This window comes from Mangrovibacter sp. MFB070, from assembly GCF_000705335.1.
Classification (GTDB): domain Bacteria; phylum Pseudomonadota; class Gammaproteobacteria; order Enterobacterales; family Enterobacteriaceae; genus Mangrovibacter; species Mangrovibacter plantisponsor.
This window is the reverse complement of record NZ_JJMI01000002.1, coordinates 153,475-165,889: the sequence shown is the minus strand read 5'-3', so window position 1 is coordinate 165,889 and position 12,415 is coordinate 153,475. Positions and strand designations below refer to the sequence as shown.

Below are 12,415 nucleotides of genomic sequence, written 5' to 3'. Positions count from 1 at the left end.
TATGAAAAAAGGGTTTGTATTGCTTTCTTTAATGGCAGGGATGTTGCCAGGCCTTGTGCATGCCGATGACGACGCCATCAAAACTTCGCTGGGGAAACTGGGTGTAAGCCAGATGACCATCAAGCCTTCACCTGTACCGGGGATGAAAACAGTGCTGACACCGGCAGGCGTGTTGTATGTCACTGAAGATGGCAAACATGTGATTCAGGGGCCTTTGTATGATGTCAGTGGCGCGCGCCCGGTTAACGTGACTAACGCGCTGTTAGTCAGTTCACTTGAAGCCCTGAAAGGCGAAATGATTGAATACAAAGCCGCTCAGGAAAAACATGTGATTACCGTATTTACGGACATCACCTGTGGCTATTGCCACAAACTGCATGAGCAGATGCAGGACTATAACAGCCTGGGCATCACCGTGCGTTACCTGGCTTTCCCTCGCCAGGGCCTGCAAAGTGAAACGGCGGTTGCCATGAAAAATATCTGGTGTGCCAAAGACCCTAAAAAAGCCTTCGATAACGCTATGGCTGGTACACAAGCGCCTGCGGCGAATTGCAAGGTTGATATCGCAAAACACTACAACCTGGGGCTGCAGTTTGGTATCCAGGGCACACCGGCCGTGGTGTTGCAAAATGGCAGCGTGATCCCAGGCTACCAGGGGCCTGAAGAAATGAAAAACTTCCTGGATCAACATGACAGTTAAAGTTCAGCAAAGCGTGGTCAGTTTCGGGTGAAAAAACAGTTGCAACTTCGCCGCCGGGTCGTTGATGACCAGGCGGTACTTCCAGAGTCTCTCCCGCCGTTATTACGGCGCATTTATGCCAGCCGTGGGGTACATGGTGAAGAGGATTTAGCGCGCAGTGTCAAAGGGTTGCTTCCCTGGCAGCAACTGAGCGGTATGGACGGCGCGGTGGCTTTTTTACACCAGGCTCTGGTGAACCAGCAGCGCATTGTGGTCGTCGGCGATTTTGATGCCGATGGCGCAACCAGCACAGCATTGAGTGTGCTGGCGTTAAAGCAGTTTGGCGCCAATGTGGATTACCTGGTTCCTAACCGTTTTGAAGATGGCTATGGTCTGAGCCCGGAAGTTGTGGTTCAGGCACACCAGCGTGGTGCTCAGGTTATCATGACTGTTGATAACGGTGTTTCGTCACATGCGGGTGTGGACAAGGCTCATGAGCTTGGGATCCCGGTGCTGGTTACCGATCACCACCTGCCTGGTGAAACATTGCCCGCAGCAGATGCCATGGTTAATCCCAACTTACACGGGTGCGATTTCCCCTCCAAATCACTGGCAGGTGTGGGGGTGGCGTTCTATTTAATGATGGCGCTGCGCAGCCATTTGCGCGCTGTTGGCTGGTTCACTGAAACGGGCAGGGCAGAACCTAACCTTGCGGAGTTTCTGGACCTGGTGGCACTGGGTACAGTGGCAGATGTAGTGGCGCTGGATACCAATAACCGGATACTGGTCTGGCAGGGGTTAAGCCGCATTCGCGCCGGGCGTTGCCGCCCCGGGATCCGTGCACTACTTGAAGTGGCTAACCGCGATGCATCACGCCTGGTGGCGATGGATTTGGGGTTTGCCATTGGCCCGCGCCTGAATGCCGCAGGACGGCTGGATGATATGTCTGTCGGCGTGGCGCTGTTAATGTGCAATAACCCCGGCGAAGCACGTATGTTAGCCAGTGAGCTGGATGCACTGAACCAGACGCGCAAAGAGATAGAACAGGGCATGCAGCAGGAAGCGCTGGTGTTGTGCGACAAACTGGAGCGCAGCAGTGAAACGTTGCCTTCCGGGCTGGCAATGTACCACCCGGAGTGGCATCAGGGCGTTGTTGGTATACTGGCCTCGCGCATGAAAGAGCGTTTCCATCGCCCGGTAATTGCTTTCGCGCCCGCTGGTGACGGCAGCCTGAAAGGTTCCGGGCGCTCTGTTCAGGGTTTTCATATGCGTGATGCGCTGGAACGCCTTGATACGCGTTTCCCTGGGCTGATGCTGAAGTTTGGCGGTCATGCCATGGCTGCCGGGCTGTCTTTAGAAGAAGCGCAGTTTGAAACATTCCGCGAACATTTTGCCGCGCTGGTGGATGAATGGCTGGATCCCGCCATGCTGCAAGGTGAAATTTGGTCGGATGGCCTGCTGGAACCTCAGGAAATGACGTTGAACGTCGCTGAAATGCTGCGTGACGCTGGCCCCTGGGGGCAGATGTTTCCGGAACCACAGTTTGACGGGCGTTTTCGCTTGTTGCAGCAGCGCCTGGTGGGCGAACGCCATTTGAAAGTGATGCTGGAGCCTGTTGGCGGCGGTCCGTTACTGGATGGCATTGCTTTTAATGTGGATACACAATGCTGGCCCGATATGGGCGTAAAAGAAGTCGAACTGGCTTATCGGCTGGATATCAATGAGTTTCGTGGTAACCGCAACTTACAGTTAATTATCGAAAACCTCTGGCCGGTGTAATTACCCAAAATATTCCCGCCAGTTATCCGCCAGAGCGCCCCAGGTGAAATAACCGCCTGGGGCGTAAATTTTTAAGGTATAAAATGTTCAGTAAATCCGGTAGACTTCCCGGTCTGTAACCGCATATGTCTTCTCTTAATTCAACGTAAGATTCGCAACCATGTTTGAAATTAACCCGGTAAAAAACCGCATCCAGGACCTCACCGAGCGCACTGACGTTCTTAGGGGGTATCTTTGACTATGATGCGAAGAAAGAGCGTCTTGAAGAAGTAAACGCCGAGCTGGAACAGCCCGATGTGTGGAACGAACCTGAACGCGCACAGGCGCTGGGTAAAGAACGTTCCTCACTGGAAGCCATTGTTGGCACGCTGGACCAAATGCAGCAAGGCCTGGACGATGTCAATGGCCTGTTAGAACTGGCGGTAGAAGCTGACGACGAAGAAACGTTTAACGAAACGATCGTCGAGCTGGATCAACTGGACGCGAAACTGGGTCAGCTTGAGTTCCGCCGTATGTTCTCTGGCGAATACGACAGCGCAGATTGCTATATCGATATTCAGGCCGGTTCTGGTGGTACTGAAGCGCAGGACTGGGCAAGTATGCTGCTGCGTATGTATCTGCGTTGGGCGGAAGACAAAGGTTTCAAAACCGAAATTATTGAAGAGTCTGAAGGTGAAGTTGCCGGCCTGAAATCCGCCACAGTGAAAGTGATGGGTGATTATGCCTATGGCTGGCTGCGCACTGAAACTGGCGTTCACCGCCTGGTGCGTAAGAGCCCGTTCGACTCAGGTGGCCGTCGCCATACGTCATTCAGTTCCGCATTTGTTTACCCGGAAGTAGACGACGACATTGATATTGAAATTAACCCGGCTGATTTACGTATTGACGTATATCGTGCATCCGGGGCGGGTGGTCAGCACGTAAACCGGACTGAATCTGCGGTTCGTATTACGCACGTTCCTACCGGGCTGGTTACTCAGTGCCAGAATGACCGTTCTCAGCATAAGAACAAAGATCAGGCAATGAAGCAGTTGAAGGCGAAGCTGTATGAGCTGGAAATGCAGAAGAAAAATGCTGAGAAGCAGGCAGTAGAAGAAACCAAGTCTGATATTGGTTGGGGCAGCCAGATCCGTTCTTATGTACTGGATGATTCCCGTATCAAAGATTTGCGTACTGGCGTGGAAACACGTAACACGCAAGCGGTACTGGACGGCAGTCTGGATAAATTCATCGAAGCAAGTTTGAAAGCAGGGTTATGAGGAACCAACATGTCTGAACAACAATCACAGGGCACTGAAGTCGATCTTAATAATGAAATGAAAAACCGCCGTGAAAAGCTGTCTGCACTGCGTAAGCAGGGCGTGGCTTTCCCGAACGACTTCCGACGTGATAACACTGCTGACAAACTGCACGCTGAATTTGATGGCAAAGAAAATGAAGAACTGGAAGCGCTGGGTATTGAAGTCAGCGTAGCCGGGCGCATGATGACCCGCCGTATTATGGGGAAAGCCTCTTTCGTTACGTTGCAGGACATGGGCGGCCGTATTCAGCTGTATGTTTCCCGTGACGACTTAGCCGAAGGCATTTATAACGAACAGTTTAAAAAATGGGACCTGGGCGATATCCTCGGCGCTCGCGGTAAACTGTTCAAGACCAAAACCGGTGAATTGACCATCCATTGCACCGAGATGCGTCTGCTGACCAAAGCACTGCGCCCGTTGCCAGATAAATTCCACGGTCTTTCTGACCAGGAAATGCGTTATCGCCAGCGTTATCTCGACCTGATCGCCAACGAAGAATCCCGCCATACTTTCCAGGTACGCTCACGTATTCTGGCTGGTATCCGTAAATTCATGGTAGGTCGCGGGTTTATGGAAGTAGAAACGCCAATGATGCAGGTGATTCCGGGTGGGGCTTCTGCGCGTCCGTTCGTGACACACCACAATGCGCTGGATATCGATATGTATCTGCGTATTGCTCCTGAGCTGTACCTGAAACGTTTGGTCGTGGGTGGTTTTGAACGGGTGTTCGAAATCAACCGTAACTTCCGTAACGAAGGTATCTCTGTGCGCCATAACCCTGAGTTCACCATGATGGAACTCTATATGGCGTATGCAGACTATAAAGACCTGATTGAACTGACCGAATCTCTGTTCCGGACAATGGCGCAGGAAGTTCTGGGCCAGACTCAGGTGCCTTATGGTGATGAAACCTTTGATTTCGGCAAACCTTTTGAAAAACTCACCATGCGTGAAGCTATCAAAAAATATCGCCCGGAAACCGATATGGCGGATCTGGACGATATGGCGAAAGCTGTGGCTATTGCTGAGTCTGTCGGTGTTAAAGTTGAGAAAAGCTGGGGTCTGGGCCGCGTAGTGACTGAGATCTTCGAAGAAGTGGCAGAAAGCCATTTGATCCAGCCGACATTTATTACCGAATACCCGGCAGAAGTGTCTCCACTGGCGCGTCGTAATGATCAAAACCCGGAAATTACCGACCGTTTTGAATTCTTTATCGGCGGCCGTGAGATTGGTAATGGTTTCTCCGAGTTGAATGATGCTGAAGATCAGGCTGATCGTTTTGCTCAGCAGGTTGCTGCGAAAGACGCCGGTGATGACGAAGCCATGTTCTACGATGAAGACTATGTCACTGCACTGGAACACGGTCTGCCACCAACTGCAGGTTTGGGTATCGGGATTGACCGTATGGTTATGCTGTTCACCAACAGCCATACCATTCGTGACGTTATCCTGTTCCCGGCTATGCGTCCGGTGAAATAATCCGCTAACGCTCCCCATTTGGGGAGCGTTTTCTCGCTATCGTTCGGCCTGGTTTACCGTCTTGCCATCAGCACCGGAAGCTATCTGAATAGATCCAGAGGAGAGTGCGTGAGTTCGGGAATAACTTTTTCACACTGGCTTCGGCCAATTATCTGTCTGTTTTTAGCCCTGTCTCTGGCCGCCTGTTCCGGGAGTGCATCCCGCAGCAATGCGTCAATTTCTGGTTCAACTTACACCGTCCAGCGTGGTGATACGCTGTATCGCATCGCACTGCGTTCTGGTAACTCAGTGGGTACGCTTGCCCGTCTTAATGGCCTTTCATCGCCTTATACCATCCAGGTTGGGCAACGTTTGCGCCTGAGCGGCTCTTCGCCCAGTAAAACAGTGACGCCGAAGGCATCAACCAAAACCACCACAACTGCTCGTAGCAGCAGCGCGTCGCAACCGGAAAAACTGGCCCCTGCCAACTGGCCTTCCCCCGGCAGTAAGTGCTGGCGCTGGCCGACACAAGGTAAAGTGGTTGATGGCTGGTCCAGTAAAGATGGCGGTAATAAAGGCATTGATATCGCCGGTACGCTTGGGCAGCCCGTGTATGCAGCTGCTGCCGGGCGAGTGGTCTATGCTGGCGACCAGTTGCGTGGTTATGGCAACCTGATTTTGATTAAGCACGATGAAAACTACATTACTGCTTATGGTCATAATCAGAGCATGTTGGTTACCAATGGCCAACAGGTGAAAGCCGGGCAGAAGATAGCCACTATGGGCAGCACAGGTACCAACACAGTAAAACTGCATTTCCAGATCCGCTACAAAGCGACAGCACTGGATCCACTGCGTTACTTGCCCCCTCAAGGGAAATCACCGTCCTGCTAAGCAGGGCGGTTGCTTAAAATGACAGCACTCAGTTCGTGCGGCTCTTGTTAATCAATTTCAAATGTCTATAATGCGTTACGCACTTCCAATGCGGGTGTAGTTCAATGGTAGAACGAGAGCTTCCCAAGCTCTATACGAGGGTTCGATTCCCTTCACCCGCTCCATGATTTCCCATATTCATTTCTATGCTTAAAAAATGCGAGATTAACCTCATCATAAGGTTAATACCATTTCGTACTGCTTGATGGGGAGTTCAACAAAGCCCGCCTGTAAGTACATTCTTTGTAGCTCTCCGGGGATTGCAACGGGAGTGGTAATTCCTGGGTATGCAACAGATATATCGCGTAAAAATTTGGTAGCAAAACCCTGACGCCTGCACTCTGGGGTGATGAAAATATAGCGTAATTGTTCAGTGCCAGATAAAGTGTCCAGCACAGCCCATCCTTTATTTGCATAATTAAGGATTTTACACGGGATAGTATGAAAAGATAATGGGGAGATCAGCCACTGTACTTCAAGGGGCGACTGCCTGCAGATATCCTTCACCAGCTCATCGTATGAACCAGAGATAAATTCCACTTCGCTCTTTTTATTATTACTTTGTGATTTAAATCCTACTAAATCACGGGTGATATTAAACCCAAGCGATTTATATAGCTCTACGCCGACATGATTTTCCTGAATGACTTCTAAATGGATCTCTTGTATGTTCTTTTCTTTCAGTTTTTGAAAGGAATAATTTAATAGTTTTTTAGCTAAGCCTTTGCCACGATACTTCGGTGCGAGTGCAAAAGCAGCAAGGCGCGCTTTGTTACTACGCAGGCAGATAATAGTGATTGCAACAATGTTCTCCCCATCTTTCCAGACACAGGAATCATTGAAGCTTATTCCTTCAGATATAAAACGAGAGATAAAATATTCCGGGGTGGTTTTTATAGGAATGACATAGCGCTCAAAACAGGCATTCATTATTTCACTAAGTTCAATGGCAGAGTAACTAATTATTGATTGCGAATTTATTGTCATATGCACTCCTGCTTTATTGGACGTCATTTACCCAGTCAGAGCCTGAACAACATAACCATTGCCGGATGGAACGGCAATGGTTATGTATGAATGCGTAGCATTGCCAGTACGGGCAGAGCAAAAAACATTAATTTATTGAAATGATTTAACTCTTCAGCGCAATATTAATTTTACCAGAAACTATGCTGGTGTTCAGGCAGCCCGAGTTATTCAGCGCACACTCCCCAGATATGTATCTTCCGCCTGGCCTTCAATGAGCCGGGTGAGCTCCTGGCAGCCAATAATTAGCCCATTATCCACAGTGAAGCTGGCAAACACTTCGGTCTGAGCATGCCCGCCATTTTTTTTAGATACGTCGACCAGGTGGTGAGTCAGTACCTTGTCCTCTTGTTGCGCGATAGCCAGAATGTTGAGTTCCATCGCCGTGGTGAGTTGCCTCAGTTGTGACAGATGTGCGACAAACTGAGTGTAATCAAGCTCAATACCGTTCACCCTCTGGTGGTAGTTCGGGGCAAAAAAAGTCTCTAATATTTTCTCGTTATATTCGGGGCTGGTAATTACTGCTTCCAGCGCTCCGCTTATCAATGGAATATGGTTATCCATAGGTGTTACCTCGTGTGATTTACTGTCACCGGAGGATATGCCTTATCTGTTCAGCCAGGGTAACCCTGAGGTGACAATCAATAACGCGAATCGGCCAACATGATAAAAAGCACAGAGCCCCTGAACCATACAGCTAAACACCATACCCCGAGCCACCGTCATTCAACCGGGCAACTGTATTGGGTTACCCGGGGCATTATCATGATTGAGGCTGAACACATGCACTGGGCGGTAACGCCAGGGGTTATAGGGTGGATCCCTGCAGAAATACTACACAGTGCCTGGATGCCTGTTGATGCCCGTGGAGAGATTCTGCACTGTAGCCCCACAGGAACTTTACTACTTCCTTTGTTGCCCTGTATCCGCAGCGCTTCCCCTTTTTTGCAGTTGTTATTACAGAAGGTTAGTGAGCGAGTTCCGGCTGGCGTTCATTCACCATACTTAATGCACCTGGAACAGGTTTTGGTGGACGAAATCGAACAGGCCACACCCGCGTTGTCGCAACTTTCTCTTCCTGCAGATGCACGGGCAAAACAGGTTGCGCAGTTTGTATTAGCGGGCACCGGGGATGTGTTATCTCAGTCAGTCATGGCTAAACAGGCTGGGTTAAGTGTGCGGACATTAAGCCGGCTTTTTATGCAGCAGACAGGGTTAACATTCAGTCAGTGGAAGCAAAAGGCGCGGGTATTGCGCTCGTTGGAATTTTTACAGAGTGGTACGCCAGTTTCTCAAGCTGCCTTATTGGTGGGCTATGAGAATGTGAGCGCATTTATTGTGGTTTTCAGGCGGTTTATGGGTATGACCCCGGGGCAGTTTCAGGTTCTGGCGCGTTGCTAAGGTTGTTGTTTCTGGCTCCTGGCGGCCTTATTCCTTGTGTTAGCTTTCCCGCTTTGCCCGCAAACAGCGAGTGTCTGATTAATGAGTTCTGCTCACAAGTCATATCTTATTTTGCATATTAATTACATGGATACTTTTATTCTAGAATGATGCTTTGAGATGGCAGAGGAGCTCAACCGTGGAATATTCAGTATTAAGCAACAACCTTAAAATGCCGATGGCAGGTTTTGGTGTGTTTAAGGTAACCGATAAAGAAGAATGTAAACAGTCCGTGTTGAGTGCAATTCGGGCAGGTTATCGCCTTATCGATACCGCAGCCGTTTACGGCAATGAAGACGCTGTTGGTGATGCTGTTCGTGAAGCTATCGCAGAAGGTCTGTGTACCCGCGAGGAATTATTTATCACATCCAAACTGTGGGTGCAGGATATGGCTGACTACGATATGGCGAAAGCCGGTATCGGAGCATCGCTGGAAAAATCGGGGTTAGAATATTTTGACCTCTACTTACTGCATCAGGCAATGGGGGATTACTTCAGTGCGTGGCGCGCTCTGGAAGATGCATATGACACCGGGAAACTGAAAGCAATTGGGGTGTCCAATTTCTATGCGCACGTATTAGCAAATTTCTGCGAAACCGTCAGAATCAAACCCATGGTGAACCAGGTCGAATTGCATCCTTACTTTGCACAACCGGATGCACTTGAAACCATGAAATACTACAACGTTCAGCCTGAAGCCTGGGCTCCGTTAGCGGGGGGGCGGCATAACCCTTATGAAAATGAAATGCTGCAAAGCATTGCCAGCACCCATAACAAAACCATTGCTCAGGTTATTCTGCGCTGGAATCTGCAACGTGGTGTAACGGTTATCCCTAAATCCACGCGCCAGGAACGTATTGAAGAGAACTTTGCTGTCTGGGATTTCTCACTTACGGATGGCGAAATGGCTCAAATCAGTTCGCTGGATGAAGGCTACGTTGGCGAAGCAGTAAAACACTTTAATCCTGAATTCGTTCGTGGCTGCCTTGGTGTGAAAATCCACGACTGATCACCGGGTTCGTCAATACCCGGGCCACTTTCCAGCACAATAAGTGGTGCGGGTATTGCGTTGATTTATTCTGAGTACCAGCAGGTTTTTTGGCCTGGTCTGGGTGATGCCAGACCCGGTTTCGTTGCTGTATTATCTCCAGGGAAAACAGACCCTGCCTGTCGGCTTTTTACTTTATACCTTTCCTTTAGTTGCACACAAATCATGCCTGGTTTGTGTTTGTCTGGCGTTAAATACTGTTTAAGCTCAGGTAAAACCGTAAATCAGTATCTTTCTTTATCGCTATTCCTGCGATTAGCTGGTGATTAATTTTGGTTAAATCATACAGCCAGACTGTTTTTTCAGCCTGGAAAGAAGGAAATCATAACAAGTACCTGTGAGTGGCAAGGAACCGGCTATCGCTATCAGGTTATAAATACTGCCATAACGTATTTATTATTGGGTTTATTTTTATTGGGTTTATTTTTATTGGGTTTGTTGTCCTTTGTTCAATGAAACAGAAGCTGTAACTGGCTATTTCACCTCTGGGTGATTTGCCTTAAGGCTGTGCAATGCATTCCTGCAACGCACATGTGCTAATCCAGTCCGCCAGGCTGTTTCACTTGCGGTTTTGTACCCGGCTTAATGCAAACAATCCTCCCGCACACTGGTTCGTGTTGGTTGCCTGCATTGGCAGGTGCAATATTACATGCCTGAAAGGACTTGCTTCTGGCACTCCTCCGTTCATTCATGAACATATCTGGAGATTTGACAATGGTCTCATCACTATCGGGGTATACGACTTATCCCTTGTCGTATGTTCCTTCAGTCAGTAGTACCAGTAGTGTCCTGGCAACAACTGATGTGTCTGAAGTGCAAAAGGCTACCACGCGCCATTCCGGGAGTGGTGGCATTTACAGCGCACTGGCTAATGCGCTTTCTGAGTCTGGTATTACACTCAGTAGCGCAGATACCACAGCAACAGCAACAGATACGGATACGTCCAGTACTGCATCAACGGCAGATACTGAACAGGCTGTCGGGCAGTTTATCCAGGTTTTGATGGCTGCCATGCACAGTATGTCCGCACCTGCGGCACAAGCAACAGACACAGATGCGCCGCCACCACCGCCAACTGTGGTGGCAGATTCGTCATCAGAAAACCCGATGCAGACCGACCTGAATGCGCTGATTAGCGAGCTGGCTTCTTCTTCCAGTTCAACAACCAGTTCATCATCAGGCACTGAAATCAGTGACCTGCAAAGTGCTTTCAGCTCTATGCTCGCCAGTCTGGGGCAAAGTAGCAGCAATGCCACGCTCAGTTCTGTTTTGCAGAATTTTGCGTCCACATTGTCGGCGAATCAGGGCAGTAACATGGTTGATGAAGTTGCCTGATATCTGGTTATGAATTAACGGGTTAGTAAAACTATGCCAGAAAGGCACTTCGGTGCCTTTCTTTTCCTGATTAGTCGTTTTTGCGGAACTTATAGTGTTGCCGCATCAATTACATAGCGATAACGTGCTTTTTTATTCACGACGTTTTCCCATGCTTCATTGATTTGTTCTGCTTTAATAATCTGGATCTGCGGCAGAACTTTGTTGTCAGCGCAGTAATCAACGACTTCCTGCGTTTCTTTCATGCCGCCAATCAGCGAAGCATTAAAGTTCACCCGGCTTGCGGCCAGATTCAGCGCATTAAGCGACAACTGGAAACCTACCGGCATACCAACCTGAGTAAAGGTGCCATAAGGTTTCACGACAGAAACATAGGTTGCGACATCATATTGATAAGGGATAGTGGAAATCAGATAGTCCAGTTTGCCCTGATACGGGGCCATTTTGCTGGGGTCATCAACCACAATGGCTTCTTTCGCACCAAAAGCCAGAATATCTTTAACTTTGGAAGGTGAGGTAGTAAAGGCATACACTTCGGCACCTTTGGATACAGCAATTTTTATAGCCATATGACCAAGGCCGCCAATGCCTGCAACACCGACTTTCATGCCTTTAGTTATTTTCGCCTGCATCAGTGGAGAATAAGTGGTAATGCCTGCGCACAGCAACGGAGCTGCTTCCTCAAAACTGATGTTGTCCGGAATATGTACTGCGAAGTGGTCACGCACCACAAGATTTGTCGAATACCCACCCTGAGAAATACCGGTTGGTGAATCTTTTTCCGGGTAACCGTAGGTGAAAATCGTCGCCGGGCTGTATTGTTCGACATTTTCCAAAGTGGCGAGTTTATTACGTGGCAGCGTGCTGTTAACCATGCATCCCACACCCGCCCGGTCTCCCACTTTAAAGCGGGTCACGTTTTTACCTACCGCGGTAACAATACCGACAATTTCGTGTCCAGGAACCTGAGGGTATTTTTGTACACCCCAGTGGCCTTTCATTTGGTGGATATCTGAATGGCAGATACTGGCATACTTAGTTTCGATAAGAATATCGTTGTCGCCAGGTGTGCGGCGTTCAAAGGTCCATGGTGCGAGCTTGCCTGAGGTATCAAAAGCGGCATAACCGCGCGATTTAGTGGTAGCTTCTTTTCCATCTGCAGCCAGTACTCCCAGAGGGCTGCTCATAAGCATACCTGCACCGACCACCGCGCCAGAGCGTACGACAAACTCTCTGCGGCTCAGTTCATTATCTTCACTCATCGTTGTACTCCTTTTAAAATCGATGATCATTGATGTCGAAATTTGGGTGGTTATTGACGGGAGATAGTGGAATATCCTGGCACTACCAAATAAGTTGTTGATATACAGAACCGGCAAATTTCTTGCCTGATCCTCCATCCGGCAGATCTTTTAA

The 12,415-nt window shown here is 49.1% G+C and carries 11 protein-coding genes and 1 tRNA gene; 9 read left to right on the top strand and 3 right to left on the bottom strand.

The window, feature by feature from the left end; all coding sequences use genetic code 11:
* Position 1 precedes the first annotated feature (1 nt).
* From dsbC to DT73_RS01175, 6 genes are all read left to right on the top strand, one after another.
* Positions 2–700 (top strand): bifunctional protein-disulfide isomerase/oxidoreductase DsbC, encoded by a 699-nt coding sequence (gene dsbC / locus DT73_RS01200; protein ID WP_036102785.1) that lies wholly within the window; start codon positions 2–4, stop codon positions 698–700.
* 27 nt (positions 701–727) lie between these two features.
* A complete protein-coding gene (gene recJ, locus DT73_RS01195) occupies positions 728–2,458 on the top strand; it encodes a single-stranded-DNA-specific exonuclease RecJ (RefSeq protein ID WP_036102783.1) in 1,731 nt (576 codons plus the stop codon).
* Positions 2,459–2,618: 160 nt separating this feature from the next.
* Positions 2,619–3,717 (top strand): peptide chain release factor 2 gene (prfB, locus tag DT73_RS01190; protein ID WP_110024631.1). Its coding sequence is split into 2 segments (ribosomal slippage): positions 2,619–2,693 and positions 2,695–3,717, totalling 1,098 coding nucleotides; the frame shifts between segments, so codons are not numbered across the junction.
* Between the two features lie 9 nt (positions 3,718–3,726).
* Positions 3,727–5,238 (top strand): lysine--tRNA ligase, encoded by a 1,512-nt coding sequence (gene lysS, locus DT73_RS01185; RefSeq protein WP_036102781.1) that lies wholly within the window; start codon positions 3,727–3,729, stop codon positions 5,236–5,238.
* Positions 5,239–5,346: 108 nt separating this feature from the next.
* Positions 5,347–6,111, top strand: coding sequence for an amidase activator ActS (gene actS, locus DT73_RS01180; RefSeq protein ID WP_036102779.1), 765 nt, complete (start codon positions 5,347–5,349; stop codon positions 6,109–6,111).
* 90 nt (positions 6,112–6,201) lie between these two features.
* Positions 6,202–6,275 (top strand) — tRNA-Gly (locus DT73_RS01175).
* Between the two features lie 49 nt (positions 6,276–6,324).
* On the opposite strand, the gene DT73_RS01170 is transcribed toward DT73_RS01175, so the two are convergent.
* Complete coding sequence (locus DT73_RS01170) at positions 6,325–7,137, bottom strand: GNAT family N-acetyltransferase (protein WP_036102772.1); 813 nt, start codon at positions 7,135–7,137, stop codon at positions 6,325–6,327.
* A 210-nt stretch (positions 7,138–7,347) separates the two neighbouring features.
* Positions 7,348–7,740: a nuclear transport factor 2 family protein gene (locus DT73_RS01165; RefSeq protein ID WP_036102770.1), complete on the bottom strand. Its 393-nt coding sequence runs from the start codon at positions 7,738–7,740 to the stop codon at positions 7,348–7,350.
* A 99-nt stretch (positions 7,741–7,839) separates the two neighbouring features.
* Between DT73_RS01165 and DT73_RS01160 the strand changes: the two genes are divergently transcribed.
* The 3 genes from DT73_RS01160 (at position 7,840) to DT73_RS01150 (ending at position 10,999) form a co-directional block, all read left to right on the top strand.
* Positions 7,840–8,577 (top strand): AraC family transcriptional regulator, encoded by a 738-nt coding sequence (locus tag DT73_RS01160; RefSeq protein WP_036102768.1) that lies wholly within the window; start codon positions 7,840–7,842, stop codon positions 8,575–8,577.
* A gap of 178 nt (positions 8,578–8,755) precedes the next feature.
* Complete coding sequence (locus DT73_RS01155) at positions 8,756–9,625, top strand: aldo/keto reductase (protein WP_036102766.1); 870 nt, start codon at positions 8,756–8,758, stop codon at positions 9,623–9,625.
* Between the two features lie 753 nt (positions 9,626–10,378).
* The gene (locus DT73_RS01150; RefSeq protein ID WP_036102764.1) at positions 10,379–10,999 is read left to right on the top strand and encodes a hypothetical protein; all 621 of its coding nucleotides are present in this window, start codon (positions 10,379–10,381) and stop codon (positions 10,997–10,999) included.
* Between the two features lie 89 nt (positions 11,000–11,088).
* On the opposite strand, the gene DT73_RS01145 is transcribed toward DT73_RS01150, so the two are convergent.
* A complete protein-coding gene (locus tag DT73_RS01145; RefSeq protein ID WP_036102762.1) occupies positions 11,089–12,261 on the bottom strand; it encodes an NAD(P)-dependent alcohol dehydrogenase in 1,173 nt (390 codons plus the stop codon).
* Positions 12,262–12,415: the final 154 nt, after the last annotated feature.